Here is a 20,871-nt window from a genome sequence, read left to right as displayed (position 1 = left end):
AGGGTAAGTGCATGCTAAGCGGGGTTCAATATCACGAATCTGACACATTGCCATTGCTGCCTGGGGATATCAGCCAATGCCGACTTTGAACGAACCCAAGCTTATCGCTGGGAACGCCAACCTCCCTCTTGCCCAAGCCATCACCCGCCGGATGAGCATGCACCGCGGTGTTGACCAGGGGCTGGTGGACGCCCGCGTCGAGCGGTTCAATGACGGCGAGATTTTCGTCGAAGTCTATGAGAACGTTCGCGGCGAGGACATGTTCATCATTCAGCCGACCTCAAACCCGGCCAATGACAACCTGATGGAACTGTTGATCATATCTGATGCGCTGCGCCGGTCATCGGCACAGCGGATTACTGCAGTGATCCCCTATTTCGGCTATGCCCGCCAGGACCGCCGCACCAAGGCGCGCACGCCGATCTCGGCCAAGCTGGTGGCCAATATGCTGACCGGTGCCGGCATCGAACGGGTTCTGACCATGGACCTGCACGCCGCGCAGATCCAGGGCTTCTTTGATATCCCGGTGGACAACCTTTATGCCTCGCCGATCTTTGCGCTGGATGTGAAGAACCAGTTCAAGGACAACATGGACGAGCTGATGGTGGTGTCTCCGGATGTGGGCGGTGTGGCCCGTGCGCGGGAGCTGGCCAAGCGGATCAATGCACCGCTGTCGATCGTCGACAAGCGCCGCGAGAAGGCCGGTGAAGTGGCCGAGATGACCGTGATCGGCGATGTGAAAGACAAGATCTGCCTGATCATCGATGACATGTGCGATACCGCGGGCACCCTGTGCAAGGCAGCCCAGGTGCTGCTGGACAACGGCGCCAAGGAAGTCCACGCCTATATTACCCACGGCGTGATGAGCGGCCCGGCGGTGGAGCGGGTGACCAATTCGGTGATGAAGTCGCTGGTACTGACCGACTCGATCCAGCCGACCGAGGCCGTCGCCGCCGCACCCAATATCCGCATCCTGCCGACTGCGCCGCTGTTCACCCAGGCGATCCTCAACATCTGGCACGGCACCTCGGTGTCGTCGTTGTTCGAGGACAAGACCCTGGTGCCGATCTACGAGAGCCTGACCTCAAACGGCAGCTGAACCCGCTGTTTTCCGCAAGTTGAAAAGCCCCGCCACACGGCGGGACTTTTGCCTTTTTACTGGGCAGCACGGCGGCGGCGCACTGTGAGCAGGGCCGTCAGCAGCGCCATGCAAGCCATCAGCGCCAGACCTGCTGCTGCAGCGCCGAACGTTGCGCCATAGCCCCATTGGCTGATGGCAGGCGTGCTGGCAAAGGGCGACAGGAACTGGCCGCAGAACACTGATGCTGTCAGGATCGCGCCTGCTGTTCCGCGCCGCCCGGACGGGGCCAGTGCCAGCGTGATAGCGACGAAGCCAGGCGAGACCGTGGCATAGCCAATTCCAACCGCCATGGCGCCCGCCAAGGACAGCGCCGCGCTGCCCTCCTGCGCCAATACCGCAAAGCCAAGCGCCAGCGCGCCATAACCCAGGGCAAAGATGGCCGCATGCGGCAACGCGCCTTTGAAACGGGCATACAGCAGCGCAGTGATCCCACCGCAAAGCGACAGCAGCCCCAGCCCGGCCCCGGTCATCAGCGCGCTGTTAAGGCCCTGGGACGCAAAGAAGAACGGCAGCTGGGTGGGCATCATGAAGAACAGCCCGTTGGTCAGCATCTGCAAGGCCGAAACTGCAATTACCAGCACCAGCCAGGCCGGGTGCCCTGCCCCCTCTGCTTGGGCTTGCCCCGCCTGGGGCCGGGCCGGTTCGGGCGCATGGCGCCAGGCGGCGTACAGGCACAGGACAGCCAGCCCGTAGATCAGAAACGGCAGCCGCGGTGACAGGGTGGCGGCCAGCCCGGCAAAGCCGATGAAGACCAGCCCGCCGAAGTTTCGGGCCGAGATCTGCAGCCCGGTCAATGCCTGGCGCCGCGCGCCGGTGAAATAGTCGCCGATCAGCGCGGTTTGCGCGGTCATGATCAGCGCCACAGCGATCCCCAGGCCAAAGCGGCTGACAAGCATCAGCTGCAAATCCGGCAGGTAAAAACCGGCCGTGCCGCAGAGCATGAACAGCCAGATCCCCGCCAGCAGCACGCCCCGCCGCCCGGCGCGGTCTGTCAGCCAGCCCGCCAGCGGCGCGGTCAGCATCACCCCCAGCGACGGCGCGGTGACCAGCAGCCGTACCAGAAAGCCCGCATCGGGCACGCCTGCAAATTCCTGTTCCAGCCCCGCCAGCGCCGGGCTGATGGTGGCATTGGCCATCACTGTGAGACTGGCGGCCATCAACAGCGCGATGGCCTTAGGCTCTTGCCAGAGGGGTGTTTTTTCCGTGTTCATCCGGGAATTTCCTTGTTCAAACTGTTCCGGACTGGCAGCCTGCCAATTCAAGTCAGCTTGAGGTCAAGAATGAAACTTCTGGATATCGGCGAAGTTGCCGAACGCTCGGGCGTCGCGGCCTCGGCCCTGCGGTATTATGAGGAAATCGGGCTGATCACCTCGATCGGGCGCAAAGGGCTGCGGCGGCAGTTCGGGCGGGGGGTTTTGTTGCAGCTATCGCTGATAACGCTGGGCAAGGCGGCGGGGTTTTCGCTGCAGGAGATTGCCGGCATGTTCGGCAAGCACGGCCAGCCGGATCTGCCGCGCCGCCAATTGCACGCCCGCGCCGACGCGCTGGAGGCGCAGATCCGTGAGCTGACCACGCTGAAGGACGCGCTGCGGCATGTGGCGGACTGCTCGGCGCCCAGCCATCTGGAGTGTCCTAAGTTTCAAAAACTGCTGCGGGCCGGTACCCTGACTGCCAAGGTCTAGCGCCGCGGCTTAATCAACATCCCAGTCGTCGGCATAAGGCAGTTCGCCGATGGCCAGCCAGCCCGCACGCAGGCGGGCGGCGCGGCTGTCGGCCCAGGTGCGAAAGACGATCTCGAACCCTTCGCAGGTGATGTTTTCCGCCACCAGCTCGGCCCGGATCGCGGCGGAAGTGTCCATATCCCAAAGCGACACCGACACTTGCACCGATGGCGGGCTGGCAAATGCCGCGCTGAACCTTACCGCCTGGCGCCGCTCGCGCGGGCCGGAGCCGGTCCACATCTCGCCGTTGTCCTCGAAATCCGAAAAAACCTCGGCATCCCCCTGATCTACCCCTGTACGGGGGTTGCGCAGTCTTTTCATTCCGGTTCCCAAGCGGTTAGTCAGTGTTGAGATTAAGCCATACAGCAGGATTATCCAGAAACCAGCCATAAAGACCCGGCGGCTGTTGCCTTTAGGCAAGGCGGCATTGGCTTGGCAAGCTGTCATTTCTGAAGGCCTGGCAGGCTTGTCCGGCCTTCACGAGCGGGGAGAAATCCCCCGAAGGCCCAACCTTTCCCCGATCAGGGATATTTCCCTGATTGTCGCAAACGCTGTGCATTCCGGCGCGGCGGCGACGAGTCCCCGGGGCCGATTTCTGGTGTGTATCCGCATCCGCCTTTGACAGGCGATTTGACCCTAGGGAGGAGATACCCGTGTCACCAAATGATCCGCATATCCGGAAGCCAGGCCTGGCGATGGCGCTGTTGCCCATCGTGCTGACGCTGGGTGTTCTGGGCATCCAGCTGTTCTATTTCGGGGACTTCACCCCGCATATTCCGCTGGCCATCGGCATCGCCATCACTTCGCTGGTGGGGCTGAAACTGGGCCACAAGTGGGACAACATCGAAGAGGGCGTGTTCCACGTCATCAACATCTCGCTGCCGTCGGTGTCGATCCTGATCACTGTCGGCATGATCGTCGGTATCTGGATTGCCAGCGGCACCGTGCCGACGCTGATCTATTACGGGCTGAAAATCCTGTCGCCCGAGCTGTTCCTGGCCGCGGGCATGGTGCTGTGCTCCATCGTCTCGGTGTCGCTGGGCACCTCCTGGGGCACTGTTGGCACCGTTGGCCTGGCGCTGATGGGCATCGGCGCGGGCTTTGGTATTCCGATGTACTGGACCGCGGGCGCCGTGGTGTCCGGTGCGTTCTTCGGTGACAAGATCTCACCTTTGTCGGACACCACCAACCTGGCCCCTGCGGTGACTGGCACCAACCTGTTCGAACACATCCGCAACATGCTGCCAACCACGGTGCCGTCGATGCTGATCGCGCTGGTGATCTATCTGGTGGTGGGTTTCACCCTGATCGACACCTCGCAAGTTTCGTTTGAGCGGATCGACGCGATCACCGCGGCACTGGATGGCGCATTCTGGATCTCGCCGCTGATGCTGCTGCCGGCGCTGCTGGTCATCGCGCTGGCGGTAAAGAAACAGCCACCGATCCCGTCGCTGTTTGCCGGTGCCGTCGTGGGTGGCATCATGGCGATAGCGTGCCAGGGCGCAGGCCTGCATGAGACCTTCACCTTTGCCAACAGCGGCTATTCCATCGACACCGGCGTGGCGGAAATCGACCCGCTGCTGAACCGCGGCGGCATCCAGTCGATGATGTGGACCATTTCACTGGTGCTGCTGGCGCTGGGTTTTGGCGGCGCGCTGGAGCGGACCGGCTGCCTGCAGGCCATCATCGAGGTGATCATTGCGCGGGTGAAGTCGTTTGCCGGCATCCAGACCTCGGCAATCCTGACCTCGATTGCGACCAATACCGTGGCCGGCGATCCCTATCTGTCCATCGCCCTGCCTGGCCGGATGTATGCGCCTGTCTATCGCGGCATGAAATACTCGCCGCTGAACCTATCGCGCGCGATTGAGGAAGGCGGCACCCTGGTGTCACCGCTGATCCCCTGGAATGCGGGCGGTGCTTTTGTGATCTCGGCGCTGGCGCTGGGGATATCGGATGGCAATTTCGAGAACCTGCTGTACATCCCGCTGGCCTTTGCCTGCTGGCTGTCGCCGCTGATCGGTATCTTCTATGCGATGACCGGACTGTTCTCACCCAAAGCCAGCGAGGAAGAAATCGCCGCCTGGGAAGACAGCGGCGAGCCGGTGGCCAAGCTGACCGCCTGAGAAAACAGCGCGCCGCGGGCAACGGCCTGCGGCGCACATTTTGCAGTAACCATCCCATCTGTTAGGGTAAGATCATGAATCTCCGCAGCTTTGTCCCCAAGGGTGCGGCCAGTTTCCGGGTTGATTACGACGGGCCGCCTAAAGACATCTATTTTGTGCTTCTGCCGAAGCTGACCATGCTGGCCTTCAGCGCGGCGGTGGAACCCTTGCGGGTTGCCAATCAGGTCACCGGCAAGGAGCTGTACCGCTGGTTCCTGATGAGCGAGGACGGCGCACCGGTGGGCTGTTCCAACGGCATCGGCATCAACACCGATCTTCCGCTGGAAGACCTGCCCCGCGGCAGTTATGCCTTTGTCTGTTCCGGCATTGAACCCTCGGACAGCGCAAGTCCCCGTACCCTCGCCTGGATCCGGCGGCAGAACGCCCATGGCGGCCGGTTCGGCGGCATCTGCACCGGAGCTTTTGCGCTGGCGCAGGCCGGCATCCTGCAAGACCAGCGCTTCACTCTGCATTGGGAGAACCAGCCGTCGTTCTCGGAGTATTTTCCGGGACTGGAACCCTCGGCAAACCTGTATGAGATCGACAAAGGTCTGATGACCTGCGGCGGCGGCAATGCGGCCACCGATATGATGCTGGAGATGATCGAGACCGACCATGGCAAGGACCTGGCGGTGATTGTATCCGACATGTGCATCCACTTCCGCTCCAACAACCGCGAAGCGCTGCAGAAATCAGCCTATTCCGTTGCGCTGAGCAGCCGCAATCAGCATCTGATCAACGCCATGCAGTTCATGCATGACACCATCGAGGAGCCGGTGGAAATCGGCGTGCTGGCGGACCGGGCGCAGATCTCGCGGCGCCAGCTGGAACGGCTGTTCCAGCGCTATGTCGGCACCTCGCCGGTGCAGTTTTACATTGAACTGCGGGTGGGCCGGGCGCTGGCCCTGCTGAACGAGACCAATATGACGGTGGCAGAGATTTCCGCCGCCACCGGTTTCAGCAGTGCCACGCAGCTGTCGATCCGTTTCAAGAAACGCTACGGCCAGTCGCCTGCGTCCTTTCGCAAAAGCTGGACGGAAACGGCGGCAAGAGAATAGGCCGGAACACGGGTTACTTCCCCTCGGATGCAAGTGCTTTGCTGAGTTCCGTGATCTTTTCCAGACGGACGGAAATCCGGTCCTGGAACTGCCCCAGCTCATCAATGATCGAATTCAGCGATTCCCCGGTACTCCCCAGCCGGGCGCATTCGATCTTGCACAGCACCCGGGTTGTGGTCAGCGCCATAAAGTGGCGGTGCAGGGTCAGGCAGGCCTTGAGAATGCGGTCGGCCTCGAACCGGACGTCCTGCAGGCTAGCCCTGGCCTTGGTGAACTGATCCTCGGTCAACTGCGTCAGGATCGCCTGTTCGCGATTGATATCAATGGCCGCAGCGCCGTCTTCCTGATTGAGCTGATGACCGCATTCGGTGAGGATGCGCGCCAGCCCTTCGACAAAAATGGCAGCTGTCACGGTGCCCTTGATGGCGCGGAAATTGCTGTTCTTGCCCCAGACATGGGCCTCGAACCAATTGGACATATCGCGCGACATGGAGTTGTAGTTTTCGGACAGAACGGTGACCGGCCCGCCGGCCGGTTCGATCCGCGAGGCGATGACGCGCAGGTTATGCGGGATGGTGCGCATGGATTCGAATTCCTGCACCAGCGCCTCGGTCTCCTGCACCAGATCCCCGGCTGCGGAATGCATCGCCCGGCGTTCCGCCAGACGGGCGTCCGCGGGGCGTTTCAAGCCTGCATCGCGTGCCATGAGCTCTTCAGCCAATGCATGGCCGGCAAAATCGTTGTAGGTCGCAAAGCCAAGCCCTTGCAGGCGGGCCAGCAACAACGCCGCGCTGGCTTCGGGGTCTAGCCCTTCGTCGCGTTCGGCCTGGCGCAGCAGGGCGTATTCCTGCTCGACCGTCTTGCGCAGCGGGCTGGTCGGTTTGATCCGCGCCGAAAGATAACCGCCCTCGCAGGGGGTGACGACTGCAAAAACCCAGTAATAGCTGCCATCGCTGGCCCGGTTCTTGACATAGGCGCCAACGGTGCCGCCGCCCTTGATCGTGTCCCACAGCAGCTGGAACACCGCGCGCGGCATGTCCGGGTGGCGGATCACCTTGTGCGGTGCCCCCAGCAGATCTTCCATCGCGTATTTGGCGACACGGCTGAACACAGCATTGCCGGCCTGGATCACACCGCGGGAGTCGGTGCGGGAAAAAAACACTTCGTCCAGGGCAAAGGGAGCTTCTCTGCCCCTGGATGGAGCGGTCAGCGTGCGGTCTTCAAAGGACACGTGTGAGTTCCTGTCAGTGAGGGTAAGGGGCCGCTTTCTGTTTAAGCGGCACAGCTTTTCAAATTGCTAATGCGGCGGCACAAGAGAGAGGTTTTCCAAGCTGCCGACGCGGCTCGGCCGCCGGCCCCCCCGAATGCGGCGGGATCACGCCGCAGTGTCCTGTGCCAAGGCCCCTGTCTGGTCCTTCCCGGTGTCCTGCCCAGTGCTCTGCCCGGTGTCCTCCAGTGTCAGGCCCAGGCTTTCAAACAGCGGCAGGCGGCGGGCTGCGAAATTGCCGGCCCTGGCCCCCAGCAGGGCGAGGTTCTCTTCCTCGGTTTCCAGCACCCGGCCCTCGTGCTGCAGCCGCTGTCCCTGCGGCGCCAGGATGCGCCAGGCCAGCTCGGCCCAGCCGGCGGGTGTCTCATGGCCTTCGCTGCGGGCCAGCAGGAACAGCTGTTCGAACCGGTCCGCCTCGACCCCGCCGCCGGTGACAGGCGAGGCCAGGAACCGCAGGGTATCGCTGTCCTCGGCCCGTTTGCAAACCGCCAGATTGAAGGCACGGCAAGCAGCCGCCCGTTGTGCCAGCCCCTCCTGCGGCAGACAGGGGGTGACGCAGCCGGTGCCGGCAAGTATCGTCAGCATCCGGGCGATGCTGCCCCAGTCCATGGCGCCGAACACCCCGTGATCCAGCAGGCTGCGCACTGTTGCTGGCCCCTCGGCCAGCGCCTTCAGCACAGGCGCGTACTGCTCCTGCTCCAGAGGCACCTCCCTGCCCCGGTAGTGGAATTTCAAGGTCCCGCCGCTATAGGGACGGGTCAGAGCAAAAGGGGTCGCAAACCAGGCGCCGATTTCGCCGCGCGGGGTATGGGACAGCTTGCCCTTCACAAAAATATCGGTGCGGAAATGCTCGTTCAGCAGAACATCGCGAAGGCCTTCGCGGCGGCCGGGGTCCCCCTCGCTGTTCAGCAGGGCCTGCTGTTCCGGCGTGAAGCGGATGCAGTCCAGATTGTCCAACGGATGCACGGAGCCTGCAAAATCCAGCTTGGCCCCGGCCAGTTCGCCCGCCAGATCCTCGAAATAGAACGGGGTCCAATCCTTGTTGAAATACTCATGCGCCAGGTAATTGGCCGGCATTGATTTCATATGATCCAGACGCTTGGCTGCAGCCGGGTTCTTGCCGAAATACGCCGCACCCGCTGCGCCCAGCTGGTGCGCAAAGGCCATCGCATCGCCAATCCGGTCTGTCAGCGGCCCGCTGCCCTGCTCTGCCCGGCCCGCAAGAAGGCGGCGCAGAGGCATCGCTGCAGCCCAGCCGGGCTGGGCATTATAGCTGACATAGACCAGGCCGCCCGGACGCAGCCGCTGCGAAATGAACCGGATGATATGCTGGCGGTTTTCCGCAGAAACCCAGCTGAAGACACCGTGCAGGGCGATGATGTCAAACACCTCGGGCAGGCCCGGCGCGGTGTCGAAATCCTCAAAGGAGCGTTCGTGGAAATGCATGTTGTCCAGAGCCGCTTCCTGCGTCAGTTCCCTGGCGCCGGCAATATGCGACGGGCTGAAGTCCATCGCGTGGAATTCAACATGCGGGTTGGCCGCCGCCAGCAGATTGGCGGAAAACCCCTGGCCGCAACCGAGTTCGCAATAGGTGCTGCCGTCGCCCTGCAAGCTGTGCCGGTGGCCCTGGCTCATCACGCCGAAACCCAGCAGGGCGGGCGTCAGCTGGCTGTGGAAATCATGGGTATAGTCGATGCCGGCCACATAGCCGGAGGTCCAATCGGTCACGGGGAATCCTGCTGGTTAGGAACATGTCATGCAGGGCAATTTCGGAAAATTTAATGAGAATAGGGTTAATAGGGCGCAGATCGGGGGTAATTCACGGGAAGGTGAATGCCTGCTCTGCTGAAATAATACCCCGGCGGCGCGGCCAGTGTTGAGGCCCATAGTGTTGGCTGCGGCTTGGGTAAAGGCGATTTCTCTAAGTGGGTGTTTGGGTCAAGTATCGGGCGTTTAGATCATGCAGTGCCCTCCACTGGTTCCTGACGGAATTCAGTGCTGTCTGTCCACATGCGGTGCAGCAAGACGGCGAGTTTGCGCGCGACAGCGGCAACAGCGCGACGACGCCCTTTTACGCGCATCACCCGCATGCCCCGCGATTTGATCTGCGACCCTGCCATTGTTCGCCTGAGCAAAGCGTTGGCGGTTGCGTATAATGTTGCGCGAACATCCCCGATCGCCTGCTTTTGATTTTCGGCCGGGATTGCCGTGCTCACATGACCGATACCGTCTCGGCGTCAGGCCAAAAGGCGCGCCAGCAGTCCGCGACCTTTTGAACCGCGTGGAGTCACCGACAGCGGCCTTGAAGGTCAGAGCTGCAATCGGCCCGGCACCGTCAGAGGTGGTCGCGGGAATTCAGACCAGTTGCCAATATGGATCGCATGATGAAAGTGACGATCCAAAATGACGAAACGCAAGAACCCTTCTCCCGAACTCAAAGCCAAAGTTGCGCTTGAGGCGATCCGCGAGGAGAGGGTACTGGCAGAGTTATCGAAGACGTCCGGCGCGCATCCGAACATGGCCAGCGGCTGGAAACGGGCGGCGGTCAAGAACATGGCCTGGGCCTTTTCCAAGAGGACCGGCGCTGCGGCCAAATCCAACGGGGCTGAGATCGGCAAGCTGCATTCCAAGACCGGCCAGCCTGTGGCTGAACGCGGTTTTTTGAAACGCGCCCGGGATCGTTAAGCAAGGATCGCAGGCGGATGTGCCTTGAAAAGGACCATCCGAAGATCAGCGTTCGCCGTCAGTGTCAGTGCCAGATACTGTCGCCGGCCTGTTCGAACCTGTATCACACGCCAAAGGGCGAGAGCGCCGGGAACCTGCGGTTCATGGCAATCATCCGCTGCCCGGCAGGCGGTTTGCTGCCGCAAATCCGCCGGGAGGGACAGGCCATTTCTTGAGACGCCGTGGTACGGCTCCCGCCAGATGGCCCGCTATTTGCAGCGGCAGGGCCAATAATGCGGCCGTCACCCTGCGCGCCGCCTGATGCGGCTCATGCGCCTTGCTCCGGTCTGTAAGACGCCGAAGACCAGCAGGAAGCACCCGCAGCACAAGATCTGGCCGTAGCTTTTGAAGGTGCTGGCCATCAGCCGCCCCAGCCAGGTCTGGTGCGCCGGTATCAGCTGTATCCCCCTTTCGGCAGATTGCTTTGCAATCGCCTGCCGGGCAGTGGATGCGCCGGGGCCGTTGGATCGGCAACCGGACGGTTGAGCGGTTACGGCGGTTCCTGAAGGACGAATGTGTCTGCCGGAGGATGAAACGGCGGCTCCGTCTAATGTTAGTGGCTGCGGTCATCGTGAGATGCAGCGGCGACAAATCCGACAAGGAGGAAAGCGCGGGCTGGTCTGGGCACTATGGGGATTGCAGTTCAGGGCTGCATCGCGTGATGGGCAATCCGAATGACTGTGTGACGACAGGCAGTGCAAACATGCTGGTTTTCCTGGCACGGCATGGCTGACTGGCTTTCGATCATACTGTTATAGACCTGATGTGGCGCAGGATTGTCTGAAAAGGCCGCACTGAATGGCCCGGCGTCTGCACAAGACAGGGTCGGTTTTTCGCGTTTTAACATGCGGCATCCTCCCATGGTGGAGCACGGGACTTCGGGGTTTGGCCGCGCAGGATGGCCTCAACGATGACCATCGCACCTCCGCATTTGAGGCAAGGCTGTTGCACGTGCGGATCGCCGCATTCGGCGCTGGTTTCCTCATCCGGCGTTTGATCGGGCTCTGGCCCGGCACTCAGCAACTGTCTGATCTGTGCGATCCTGTCGCGCCGGATGCCATTTGTGAGGAAGCCCGCGTGGCGGATACGGTGGAAGCCGGAGGGCAGGACATGGATCAGGACCCGGCGAATGAACTCAGCCGCGGGCAAGCGCTTCATCTTCACCAGATTTCCGAAGAAGCGCAGTTTGCCTGCCTTGTGCAGTTTGCCCAGCCCTTCGAGGAACAATCGCCGGAACAGCCGGGATAGGACTTTCACGGGCAGGAAGAACCTTGGTGGCAATCGACCCAGCAATTGCCGGCCGACGATAACCCACTGCCCGGCACGATGACATGGACATGCGGGCGATGGGTCACCGCAGCCCCCCATGTGTGCAAGACCGATGTCATGCCGATCCGCGCGCCCATCCGCCGGGGGTCGGCGGCAATGGTCAGCAGCATCTGTGCTGACAACATAACCAGCTGGCCATAAACCGCTGACTTGTTTTGATAAGCAATGCCGGCGATCTGGGCTGGAAGGGTGAAGACCACATGGAAGTACTCCACTAGCAAAAGATATTCCATCCGCGCCTGCATCCAGTCCCGAGCCACGGCACCCTGGCACTTCGGGCAATGCCGGTTGCGGCAAGAATTGTAGGCGATGTGCACGTGGCCGCATTTGCCGCAAGCCGCGACATGCCCGCCGAGCGTGGCCGTTCGACAGTTCTCAATCGCGGACATCACTTTGAACTGCGGCAGGTTAAAATGCCCGGTATGGTCCCTGCGATAGGCAGGCCCATGCGCGCGGAAGATATCCGCGACCTCCAGTCCGGGGAGGGACATCGGAGCCGGGTTTGTCCGGCCCCGGCCTCCCGGCTCACCAGCAGTTCAAGCGGGCTGGTCACGTCCTGGATCGTCTTGGTTGCCACCTTCGTGCAGACCGTCGTCGTTTCTAATTTGGCGTGCTCAAGCAACACCTCCCCTCTCGCCGATTGCATCGCAACCGGCTGCCGGTCATTGGATCATGGGTATGCCGGTTCCGCCTTCCCGCAGATGGGTGGCAAAGCTATGCCGCAGTGTATGGGGCGAGACCTTTTTACCGGTCTCAGAAAAATCGCATGCCGCCCCAAAAAGCCCGGTTGAACTGACGTCGAGATCGGCTCGATCCGGTTGCGGCCTGGGAACATCCATCCTTTTAGCTGTGCCTAACGGTAGTAGTTGCGGAGTAGGTGGAGCAAGCTCGGCGACAGCATCACATGGCGGTCCTTGCGACCCTTCCCTTGCTCGATCCGGATCAGCATCCGGTCGCTGTCAATGTCACCGACCTTCAAATGCGTGACCTCGCTGGTGCGCAACCCGCCGCCATAGGCCACGCTGAACGCGGCCCGGTATCTCCGCCCGGGACCAGGTGCCGTTTGAAGAATGCGCGCGACCTCCTCAGCGCTCAGCGCCACGGGGAACTTCTTCGCCGCCCGCTGATAGCGCATGTGCCGCTTCATCTCCGGGCGCGGGCATGTCGTCGCGAAGAAGAAGCTCAGAACCGTCAGCCGGTTGTTGAAGGCCGCCGGGCCGGCGCCGCGCTCCTTCATACCCAGCTGAAAGGCGCGCAATTCCTCCGGCGTTGCGTTATCAGGCGCGCGCGCCGGAAACCGCGTGCAGTCACGCATCGCACGCAGATACATCGTCTGTGTTTTGGGCTGAAGCCCCTTGATCTGCATGTCTTCGGCAATCCGCCGACGTAGTTTGGGAACATATTGGTCTCACATCGAAATCTCCTGTCATCAGATTGAGAAGGTCCCAATCGTCAGACAGGCACGCTTATCCGCCAAATCCACAGTACCAATCAGCGCGATCCAACCGCCACAAACGCCAAGACCGCGTGAGCGGTTTCGTCCGTGTCTAAGGTTTGTGGCTGCTGTCAGCGTGAGCTGCAGCGGCGATAAATCTGACAATGAGGAATGCGCGAGCGGTTTCCGGTGCTTTGGGGATTGCGGTTCAGGGCTTGGAAAGCCGATAGGTTGAGCTGCGAAGCCTGCGGCGCCGATCAGCGCGGGCAGGCTGGTTTTTCCGGTCCGATACCGCCGGTCAGCCCTTTTCTCCGGCGCCTTGGGCCTGTTGCTGCGCCGGGTTTGGTGGACTGGCCGCAATGACTGGTCCGGTGCCTCGGGATGGCTGGGCCGGGTGTGATGGTTGGATCATGCCGCCTCCTGCCATGGCGGGGCGCGGGGTTTGAGCGTTTGGCCGCGGCTGAAGGTCTTGATGATGATCATGGCACCGCCGCACTTCGGGCTAGGCTTGCGGGCATCCGGATCAGCGGGATTGCCACGTTCCCCTGCACCCGGCGCCGTGCAAGGTTCAGGCTCTGCATCGACTAGGCACCGGATCGTCCCGATCCTGCGGCGGCGGATGCACCCCTCGGGACATTGCTTTGCAATGCCCTGCCGGGCAGTGACCGGCGAGGAGCCGGGCGTGGCGGATGCGATGGAATCCAGGTGGCAGGACGCGGATCAGAAACCTGCGAGTGAACGCGGCCGTGGGCAGGCGCATGATCTTCATCCCCCTCTCATGGTTTGCAGGCAAACCGCTGCCGGGCAGCGGATCGCCGCGCTTGATCCGGCCGTCTTTCCATCGGAACGCCGCGATGCCGCCTTCGGTGCTGATCAGCCGGTGGCTGGAGATGACGGCCCGGCGGGGGCAGCGGCTGAGACAGGGCGGCACGGTTTCGGGTCCGCCGAAGGGTGGTTTGGCAGACACGGCCCATCCCGCGCTGACAGATTGCCGAAGAACGTCAGTTTCCCCGCCTTGTGCAGCCTGGCCAGCCCTTCGAGGAACAAACGCCGGAACAGATGCGGCAGAACCTTCACCGGCAGCAAAAAACCGGGGCGGCAAGCGATCCAGCGGGTGCCATCCGCCGGCAAGCCGCCGGCGCGTCTTCGACACGGCGTGCAGGGCGAGACCTTTTCTTGATCCCGGCAAAGTCGCCAGCCGCCCCGAACGCCCGGTTGAATTGCCGCGTCGGGATCGGATCGACCCGGTCGCGCCCCGGAAACAACCATCCGGCCGGGCGCGTTTCGCGGTATTAGCCGCGCAGCAGATCCAGCAAGCCCGGCGACAACATCACGTGGCGGACCTTTCGGCCTTTGCCCTGGTCCACCCGGATCAGCATGCGGTCACTGTCGTGCCGGAGGCGCGCTTCCAGCGTCGTGCCGGAGACGCGCCTCCGGCACGATATCACCGGCATTCAGATGCGTGACCTCGCTCGCCCGGAGTCCGCCGCCATAGGCCACACTGAACACCGCCCGGTATCTCAGCCCGGGACCGGGTGCCGCTTTGTGAATGCCCGCGGCCTCCTCAACGCTCAGCACCGCACGCTTCGCCCGCAGATGCATCGTCTCCTGCTGCAGACCCTTGATCCGCATATCTTCGGGAAACTGCTGGCGCAGCGCAGGAACATATTGATCTGACATCGAAACCTCCTGTCATCAGATTAAGAAAGTCCCAATCGTCAGACAGGCACGCCCATCCGCCTAATCCACAGATCAAATCAGTGCGCACCACACGCCTCAAGCGCCAATACCGCGTGCAGGTTTCGTCCTTGTATACCGCTCGGGCAGCGGTAGAACCGTTTTTCAATAGTTGGCTAGGTTGAATTGCCTTTCCGGCGTGCGATTTCCCACTGCAGGCAACCCTATCCAAACAGCATTCCCCAAAAAAACCGGCCCCCAAGGGGAGCCGGTTTCTAAATCGTCCAATCCGCGGGTTGGATCAGAGGGACATATGGGTGCCCAGGGCTTCCATGTCGGCGAGCAGTTTGGCTGCGTCCTCGACCAGGCCGTGCGGCTGGTCTTCCTCTTTTGCGGTCTTGTACATCTCGCGGGCGTCTTCGATCAGCGTGGTCATCTGATCGCGGGTCATTTCCGCCATCGGGATCGCACGCTCGGCCAGAACCGACAGGCTGTCGCCGCCGATTTCCGCAAAGCCGCCGGTCACCACATACTCCGCGTTGCCTTCCGGGCTTTCGACCTTCAGCACGCCGGGGCGCAGGGTGGTGATGGTGGGCGCATGGGCCGGCATTGCCGTCATGTCGCCTTCCGCACCGGGGATCTGGACCGCGCTGGCCTGCAGCGAAGCCAGGCTCCGCTCGGGGCTCACGAGGTCGAATTGCATCGTTTGTGCCATTGGGGCCTCCTTTCAGGGTTCCCCTGCACGGGCTGCGCGCAGGGGAGTTCCAGTCTTAGGCGGCTTCCGCAGCCATCTTCTCGGCTTTGGCGATCACTTCGTCGATGCCGCCAACCATGTAGAAGGCGCCTTCGGGCAGGTGGTCGTATTCGCCGGCCACAACAGCCTTGAACGACGAGATGGTGTCTTCCAGCGGAACCTGAACGCCGTCAGAGCCGGTGAAGACTTTTGCCACGTCGAACGGCTGCGAGAGGAAACGCTGGATCTTACGCGCACGCGCAACGGTCAGCTTGTCCTCTTCCGACAGTTCGTCCATGCCGAGGATCGCGATGATGTCCTGCAGCGACTTGTAGCGCTGGAGGATCTGCTGAACGTCGGACGCCACAGCATAGTGCTCTTCGCCAACGATCTGCGGGTCCATCAGGCGCGAGGAGGAGTCGAGCGGGTCCACAGCGGGGTAGATGCCGAGTTCCGAGATCGCACGGTTAAGAACGGTGGTCGCGTCCAGGTGGGCAAAGGTGGTTGCCGGTGCCGGGTCGGTAAGGTCGTCCGCAGGAACGTAGACGGCCTGGATCGAGGTGATCGAGCCGTTCTTGGTGGAGGTGATGCGTTCCTGCATCGCACCCATGTCGGTTGCCAGCGTCGGCTGGTAGCCCACAGCGGACGGGATACGGCCCAGAAGCGCGGACACTTCCGAACCCGCCTGGGTGAAGCGGAAGATGTTGTCCACGAAGAACAGAACGTCGGTGCCGGACTGGTCGCGGAACTGTTCGGCCAGGGTCAGGCCGGTCAGTGCAACACGGGCACGCGCACCCGGAGGCTCGTTCATCTGACCGTAGACCAGGGCAACCTGCGATTCTTCCAGGTTGTCCGGCTTGATCACGTTGGATTCGATCATTTCCCAGTACAGGTCGTTGCCTTCACGGGTCCGCTCGCCAACACCGGCGAACACGGAATAGCCCGAGTGCACTTTGGCGATGTTGTTGATCAGTTCCATGATCAGAACGGTCTTGCCCACGCCGGCGCCGCCGAACAGGCCGATCTTGCCGCCTTTGGAGTAAGGCGCCAGCAGGTCGATAACCTTGATGCCGGTCACCAGAACTTCCGACTCGGTCGACTGTTCGTTGAACTCGGGCGCGGGCTGGTGGATGGCGCGGGTCTCGGTTGCGTTCACCGGGCCCTTTTCGTCGACGGGTTCACCGACGACGTTCAGGATGCGGCCCAGGGTGGCGTTGCCGACCGGGATCGAGATCGGTGCGCCGGTGTCGGTTACTTCGCGGCCGCGGACCAGACCTTCGGTCGCGTCCATTGCGATGCAGCGGACGGTGTTTTCGCCGAGGTGCTGGGATACTTCCAGAACCAGGGTCTTGCCGTCGTTTTCAGTGTTCAGGGCGTTCAGAATTGCGGGCAGGTGGTCGTCAAACTGGACGTCCACAACGGCGCCGATGATCTGGGTCACCTTACCTTTTGCTTGTGCCATTTGTTGGTCTCCGGTTGTCTCTTAGAGCGCCTCAGCGCCCGAAATGATTTCAATCAGCTCGTTGGTGATCACGGCCTGGCGCGAGCGGTTGTACTGGATCGTCAGCTTGTCGATCATGTCGCCCGCGTTGCGGGTGGCGTTGTCCATCGCGCTCATCCGGGCACCCTGTTCGGATGCACCGTTTTCCAGCAGCGCCGAGAAGATCTGCGTAGCCACGCCGCGCGGCAGCAGGTCCGCAAGGATCTGCTCTTCGCCGGGCTCGTAGTCATAAACCGCAGAGCTGCCTTCAGCTTCGCCGCCCTCGTAAGAGGCCGGGATGATCTGCTGGGCGGTTGGGATCTGGGTCACGACGTTGACGAACTCCGCAAAGAAGATCGTGGCAACATCGAACTCGCCAGCATCGAAGCGGGTCAGGATGTCCTTGGCGACGCCCTGCGCATTGGCATAGCCGACGCGCTTGACTTCGCTGAGGTCCACATGACCGACGAAATCGCCGCCAAGGTCGCGTTTCAGGGCATCACGGCCCTTTTTGCCGACAGTCAGAACTTTGACTGTCTTGCCCGCAGCCTTCAGCTCAGCCGCTTTTTGGCGGGCAAGCTTTGCGATGTTCGAGTTGAAACCGCCGCACAGACCGCGCTCGGCGGTCATGACGACCAGCAGATGGGTCTGGTCGCTGCCGGTGCCGCGAAGCAGCTTGGGAGCTGACTCGCTGCCGCCGACCGAGGCCGCCAGCCCTGCCATCACGGCATTGAACCGCTTGGTATAGGGACGGGAGTCCTCGGCAGCTTCCTGGGCGCGGCGAAGTTTCGCCGCGGCCACCATCTGCATGGCTTTTGTGATCTTGCGGGTCGATTTGACCGACGCGATCCTGGTTTTAAGGTCCTTAAGGTTCGGCATTGCCTGGGATCCCCCTTAAGCGAAGCTAGCGGCGAACTCGTCCAGCGCAGCTTTCACTTTGTCCGCCAGCTCGTCCTTCACCTTACGGTCGTTGTTGGTGATGTCCGCCAGCAGGTCGGCATGTTTGCCGCGCAGGTGGCTGAGCAGGCCTTCCTCGTAGCGGCCGACTTCCTTGACGTCGACTTTGTCGAGGTAGCCGTTGGTGCCGGCAAAGATCACACAGACGATTTCAGCGTTGGTCAGCGGCGAATACTGGGCCTGCTTCATCAGCTCGGTCAGACGGGCGCCACGGGCCAGCAGCTGCTGGGTGGCGGCGTCCAGGTCGGAGCCGAACTGCGCGAATGCGGCCATTTCGCGGTACTGGGCCAGCGACAGTTTCACCGGACCTGCCACCGAGGACATCGCCTTGGTCTGGGCCGAGGAGCCAACGCGCGAAACCGACAGACCGGTGTTCACGGCGGGACGGATGCCCTGGTAGAACAGTTCGGTTTCCAGGAAGATCTGGCCGTCGGTGATCGAAATCACGTTGGTCGGAATAAACGCCGACACGTCGCCGCCCTGGGTTTCAATGATCGGCAGCGCGGTCAGCGAGCCGGCACCGAAGTCTTCGTTCAGCTTGGCCGAACGCTCCAGCAGGCGGGAGTGCAGGTAGAAAACGTCGCCCGGATAGGCTTCACGGCCCGGCGGACGGCGCAGCAGCAGCGACATCTGGCGGTAAGCAACAGCCTGCTTGGACAGGTCATCATAGATGATCAGCGCGTGACGGCCGTTGTCGCGGAAGAATTCCGCCATTGCGGTTGCGGCATAGGGTGCCAGGAACTGCAGCGGTGCCGGGTCGGATGCGGTTGCAGCCACAACGATGGAGTATTCCATCGCGCCGGTTTCTTCCAGCTTCTTCACCAGCTGGGCCACGGTGGAACGCTTCTGGCCGACCGCGACGTAAACGCAGTACAGCTTCTTGCTCTCATCGTCGCCGGCGGCGTCGTTGTAGGATTTCTGGTTCAGGATCGCGTCCAGAGCAACGGCGGTTTTACCGGTCTGACGGTCGCCGATGATCAGCTCACGCTGGCCGCGGCCGATCGGGATCATCGCGTCAACGGATTTGAGGCCGGTCGCCATCGGCTCATGCACCGATTTACGCGGGATGATGCCCGGCGCCTTCACGTCGGCGACGCCACGGGTCACGTCTTCGATCGGGCCCTTGCCGTCCAGCGGGTTGCCAAGGCCGTCCACAACGCGGCCCAACAGGCCGTTGCCGATCGGCACGTCCACGATGGAGTTGGTGCGCTTGACGGTGTCGCCTTCTTTAATGTCGCGGTCGGAGCCGAAGATCACGATACCGACGTTGTCGCTTTCCAGGTTCAGCGCCATGCCCATGATGCCGCCGGGGAATTCGACCATTTCACCGGCCTGAACATTGTCGAGGCCGTAAACGCGGGCAATACCGTCACCGACGGACAGCACGCGGCCGATTTCAGCCACTTCTGCTTCTTGACCAAAATTCTTGATCTGGTCTTTCAGGATCGCAGAAATCTCTGCTGCTTGGATACCCATTTATCCGACCTCTTTCATTGCATTCTGTAGGGAGTTGAGCTTGGAGCGGATCGAGCTGTCGATCATCTTCGAGCCCACTTTAACGACAAGTCCGCCGATGATGGAGGCATCGACGGAAGCATTGATGGTAACTTTCTTGCCCACGCGCTCGGCCAGAGTCTTGGCCAGCTTTTCGCTTTGGGTCTTGGTCAGCGCCTTGGCGGACACCACCTCGGCGGTGATTTCGCCGCGGGCTTCAGCCAGGCGAGCGCGCAGCGCGTCGATCAGCGCGGGCACCACAAACAGGCGGCGCTTGTCGGCCATCAGAGCCAGGGTATTGCGCAGGACGGGATCCAGGCCCATCTTGTCAGCCACCGCAGTGATTGCGGCGCCCTGCTCGTCGCGCGACACCAGCGGCGACTGGATCAGGCTGTTGAGATCGTCGCTGTCAGCCAGCGCGGCTGCCAGGTCATTGATGCTGGTTTCAAGGCTGTCGAGCGCCTTGTTTTCTTGCGCGATGTCGAACACCGCCGTGGCATAGCGCGCGGCAATGCCTGCAGAAATCGAAGCTGGTTCGGACACGTCCACCCTTCCGATATGTTATTGGCCCCGGTTGGCGTACCCGGCCACAGGCGGCGTCCGGGGGCGTGAGTCATCCCCCATTGGCAGCGGGGCGTTGAAATCAGCGTGGGTCTAGCAGAGCGGATGCGACCTATCAACTGCCTAAACGGCAACAGGAAGAAGCATGTTTGCAGCGTTTTCAATGACTTAAGTCAAGTGCGGCCCTTTGACCACAGTCGATAAATAAAAAAGTGCGGCTGAACTGCAGGATTTGGCGATTCCGGAAACCGGCATTTGCGGCCGAATTCGTCACATATCGGACCAAAACCCGTCTTTTCGGCCCCTCATGGCACCGAACCCGCAGTTTCAGGGAATCGAAATCAGCCGCAGACGGGCCGGATCAGCCCCGGACGCGTCAGGCCGGTTCCGGCATCGGGTTGGACAGGCCTTCGAGCACCCGGATCCGGCTGCGGACCTTGGTGCCGACCATGTGGCCGCGCTGCGTGTGGGTCTGCTTGCTGACTTCGACCATGAACACGCCGCCGGCCAGCATCGCAGGCAGTTTGCGGCCCATTTTTTCCAGCATCGCGCCGGATTTCAGCCAGAACCGTTTGTGGCTGGGCAACCGGTACAGCGCCGCGGTGTGCTGTTCGATGGCGAACTGGTGCTCGCGCAGCTGGCCTTCGAGCTGGCGCAGGGTGTAGGGGCGGCCAAAGCCGAACGGGGTCAGATCCGACCGCGCCCAAAGCCCTGCCCGGTTTGGCACGACGAAAATGGCCCGCCCGCCGGGACCCAGCACCCGCCAGCATTCTTCCAGCAGCTTTGCCGGCCGCTCCGAGGTCTCCAGACCATGCATCACTACCAGCCGGTCGATCCTGCCGGTATCGACAGGCCAACTGGTCTCCTCGCACAGGACCGAGACATTGGGCATCCCCGCGGGCCATTGCATGACTCCCTGCGGCCCCGGCATCAGCGCCATCACCCGGCGCGCCTCGGGCAGGTAGGGACGCAGCAGCGGTGCGGCGAAACCGAAACCCGCCACCGTCAGCCCCTCGGTCCCTGGCCAGATATCCAGCAGACGGCCGCGGATCGACGCCTGCGCCGCACGCCCCAGCGTGCTGCGGTAATAAAAGTTCCTGAGATCCTGAACATCAAGATGCATTGCGGG

The 20,871-nt window shown here is 62.1% G+C and carries 18 protein-coding genes and 2 pseudogenes; 5 read left to right on the top strand and 15 right to left on the bottom strand.

The window, feature by feature from the left end:
- Positions 1-76: 76 nt before the first annotated feature.
- The gene (locus tag K3724_RS05645; RefSeq protein WP_129370182.1) at positions 77-1,099 is read left to right on the top strand and encodes a ribose-phosphate pyrophosphokinase; all 1,023 of its coding nucleotides are present in this window, start codon (positions 77-79) and stop codon (positions 1,097-1,099) included.
- A 56-nt stretch (positions 1,100-1,155) separates the two neighbouring features.
- Here the strand turns inward: K3724_RS05645 and K3724_RS05640 are convergent, their stop codons facing one another.
- Entirely contained in the window at positions 1,156-2,352 is a 1,197-nt protein-coding gene (locus tag K3724_RS05640) for an MFS transporter (protein ID WP_259990846.1), read from the bottom strand.
- A gap of 69 nt (positions 2,353-2,421) precedes the next feature.
- Here K3724_RS05640 and K3724_RS05635 point away from each other — a divergent pair, with 69 nt between their 5' ends.
- Positions 2,422-2,823 carry a helix-turn-helix domain-containing protein gene (locus K3724_RS05635; protein WP_259990844.1) on the top strand — a complete coding sequence of 134 codons (402 nt, stop codon included), beginning with the start codon at positions 2,422-2,424 and terminating at the stop codon, positions 2,821-2,823.
- 9 nt (positions 2,824-2,832) lie between these two features.
- Here K3724_RS05635 and K3724_RS05630 read toward each other — a convergent pair whose 3' ends face one another.
- Positions 2,833-3,183 (bottom strand): H-type lectin domain-containing protein, encoded by a 351-nt coding sequence (locus tag K3724_RS05630; RefSeq protein WP_259990842.1) that lies wholly within the window; start codon positions 3,181-3,183, stop codon positions 2,833-2,835.
- Positions 3,184-3,557: 374 nt separating this feature from the next.
- On the opposite strand from K3724_RS05630, the gene nhaC reads away from it, so the two are divergent.
- Positions 3,558-4,988 (top strand): Na+/H+ antiporter NhaC, encoded by a 1,431-nt coding sequence (nhaC, locus tag K3724_RS05625; protein WP_259992568.1) that lies wholly within the window; start codon positions 3,558-3,560, stop codon positions 4,986-4,988.
- 74 nt (positions 4,989-5,062) lie between these two features.
- A complete protein-coding gene (locus tag K3724_RS05620) occupies positions 5,063-6,085 on the top strand; it encodes a GlxA family transcriptional regulator (protein WP_259990841.1) in 1,023 nt (340 codons plus the stop codon).
- Positions 6,086-6,098: 13 nt separating this feature from the next.
- Here K3724_RS05620 and K3724_RS05615 read toward each other — a convergent pair whose 3' ends face one another.
- The 3 genes from K3724_RS05615 to K3724_RS05605 all read right to left on the bottom strand — a co-directional run bounded on the left by K3724_RS05615 (position 6,099) and on the right by K3724_RS05605 (position 9,665).
- Entirely contained in the window at positions 6,099-7,316 is a 1,218-nt protein-coding gene (locus K3724_RS05615; RefSeq protein ID WP_259990839.1) for a PAS domain-containing protein, read from the bottom strand.
- 144 nt (positions 7,317-7,460) lie between these two features.
- Entirely contained in the window at positions 7,461-9,080 is a 1,620-nt protein-coding gene (locus K3724_RS05610; protein ID WP_259990837.1) for a class I SAM-dependent methyltransferase, read from the bottom strand.
- 264 nt (positions 9,081-9,344) lie between these two features.
- Positions 9,345-9,665 (bottom strand): IS110 family transposase, encoded by a 321-nt coding sequence (locus K3724_RS05605; RefSeq protein ID WP_259992567.1) that lies wholly within the window; start codon positions 9,663-9,665, stop codon positions 9,345-9,347.
- Between the two features lie 90 nt (positions 9,666-9,755).
- Here K3724_RS05605 and K3724_RS05600 point away from each other — a divergent pair, with 90 nt between their 5' ends.
- Positions 9,756-10,037: a hypothetical protein gene (locus tag K3724_RS05600; protein WP_259990835.1), complete on the top strand. Its 282-nt coding sequence runs from the start codon at positions 9,756-9,758 to the stop codon at positions 10,035-10,037.
- 879 nt (positions 10,038-10,916) lie between these two features.
- Here the strand turns inward: K3724_RS05600 and K3724_RS05595 are convergent.
- From K3724_RS05595 to K3724_RS05550, 10 genes and pseudogenes are all read right to left on the bottom strand, one after another.
- Positions 10,917-11,896, bottom strand: a pseudogene (locus K3724_RS05595) (transposase zinc-binding domain-containing protein).
- 362 nt (positions 11,897-12,258) lie between these two features.
- A complete protein-coding gene (locus K3724_RS05590) occupies positions 12,259-12,771 on the bottom strand; it encodes a site-specific integrase (RefSeq protein WP_259990833.1) in 513 nt (170 codons plus the stop codon).
- 637 nt (positions 12,772-13,408) lie between these two features.
- A pseudogene (locus tag K3724_RS23960) lies at positions 13,409-14,109 on the bottom strand (transposase).
- A gap of 114 nt (positions 14,110-14,223) precedes the next feature.
- Entirely contained in the window at positions 14,224-14,520 is a 297-nt protein-coding gene (locus K3724_RS23840) for a hypothetical protein (RefSeq protein WP_311198489.1), read from the bottom strand.
- 298 nt (positions 14,521-14,818) lie between these two features.
- Positions 14,819-15,232, bottom strand: a complete 414-nt coding sequence (locus K3724_RS05575; RefSeq protein WP_259990829.1) for a F0F1 ATP synthase subunit epsilon — start codon at positions 15,230-15,232, stop codon at positions 14,819-14,821.
- A gap of 55 nt (positions 15,233-15,287) precedes the next feature.
- Positions 15,288-16,712: a F0F1 ATP synthase subunit beta gene (gene atpD, locus K3724_RS05570; protein ID WP_259990827.1), complete on the bottom strand. Its 1,425-nt coding sequence runs from the start codon at positions 16,710-16,712 to the stop codon at positions 15,288-15,290.
- Between the two features lie 21 nt (positions 16,713-16,733).
- Positions 16,734-17,609, bottom strand: a complete 876-nt coding sequence (locus tag K3724_RS05565; protein WP_259990825.1) for a F0F1 ATP synthase subunit gamma — start codon at positions 17,607-17,609, stop codon at positions 16,734-16,736.
- A gap of 15 nt (positions 17,610-17,624) precedes the next feature.
- Positions 17,625-19,163, bottom strand: a complete 1,539-nt coding sequence (gene atpA, locus K3724_RS05560; RefSeq protein WP_259990823.1) for a F0F1 ATP synthase subunit alpha — start codon at positions 19,161-19,163, stop codon at positions 17,625-17,627.
- Complete coding sequence (locus K3724_RS05555; protein WP_129370168.1) at positions 19,164-19,724, bottom strand: F0F1 ATP synthase subunit delta; 561 nt, start codon at positions 19,722-19,724, stop codon at positions 19,164-19,166.
- 394 nt (positions 19,725-20,118) lie between these two features.
- Positions 20,119-20,865, bottom strand: a complete 747-nt coding sequence (locus tag K3724_RS05550; RefSeq protein ID WP_259990820.1) for a class I SAM-dependent methyltransferase — start codon at positions 20,863-20,865, stop codon at positions 20,119-20,121.
- Positions 20,866-20,871 lie beyond the last annotated feature (6 nt).

This window comes from Leisingera sp. M658 (genome assembly GCF_025144145.1).
Taxonomy (GTDB): domain Bacteria; phylum Pseudomonadota; class Alphaproteobacteria; order Rhodobacterales; family Rhodobacteraceae; genus Leisingera.
This window is presented reverse-complemented; position numbering and strand designations above follow the sequence as displayed.

Excerpts from the sequence above, each read along its gene's own strand:
- nhaC (WP_259992568.1), top strand. The coding sequence starts at position 3,558 with ATGGCGCTGTTGCCCATCGTGCTGACGCTGGGTGTTCTGGGCATCCAG.
- K3724_RS05590 (WP_259990833.1), bottom strand. The coding sequence starts at position 12,771 with ATGCAGATCAAGGGGCTTCAGCCCAAAACACAGACGATGTATCTGCGT.
- K3724_RS05620 (WP_259990841.1), top strand. The coding sequence starts at position 5,063 with ATGAATCTCCGCAGCTTTGTCCCCAAGGGTGCGGCCAGTTTCCGGGTT.
- atpA (WP_259990823.1), bottom strand. The coding sequence starts at position 19,163 with ATGGGTATCCAAGCAGCAGAGATTTCTGCGATCCTGAAAGACCAGATC.
- K3724_RS05640 (WP_259990846.1), bottom strand. The coding sequence starts at position 2,352 with ATGAACACGGAAAAAACACCCCTCTGGCAAGAGCCTAAGGCCATCGCG.
- K3724_RS05645 (WP_129370182.1), top strand. The coding sequence starts at position 77 with ATGCCGACTTTGAACGAACCCAAGCTTATCGCTGGGAACGCCAACCTC.
- atpD (WP_259990827.1), bottom strand. The coding sequence starts at position 16,712 with ATGGCACAAGCAAAAGGTAAGGTGACCCAGATCATCGGCGCCGTTGTG.
- K3724_RS05565 (WP_259990825.1), bottom strand. The coding sequence starts at position 17,609 with ATGCCGAACCTTAAGGACCTTAAAACCAGGATCGCGTCGGTCAAATCG.
- K3724_RS23840 (WP_311198489.1), bottom strand. The coding sequence starts at position 14,520 with ATGTCAGATCAATATGTTCCTGCGCTGCGCCAGCAGTTTCCCGAAGAT.
- K3724_RS05550 (WP_259990820.1), bottom strand. The coding sequence starts at position 20,865 with ATGCATCTTGATGTTCAGGATCTCAGGAACTTTTATTACCGCAGCACG.
- K3724_RS05635 (WP_259990844.1), top strand. The coding sequence starts at position 2,422 with ATGAAACTTCTGGATATCGGCGAAGTTGCCGAACGCTCGGGCGTCGCG.
- K3724_RS05600 (WP_259990835.1), top strand. The coding sequence starts at position 9,756 with ATGACGAAACGCAAGAACCCTTCTCCCGAACTCAAAGCCAAAGTTGCG.
- K3724_RS05575 (WP_259990829.1), bottom strand. The coding sequence starts at position 15,232 with ATGGCACAAACGATGCAATTCGACCTCGTGAGCCCCGAGCGGAGCCTG.
- K3724_RS05630 (WP_259990842.1), bottom strand. The coding sequence starts at position 3,183 with ATGAAAAGACTGCGCAACCCCCGTACAGGGGTAGATCAGGGGGATGCC.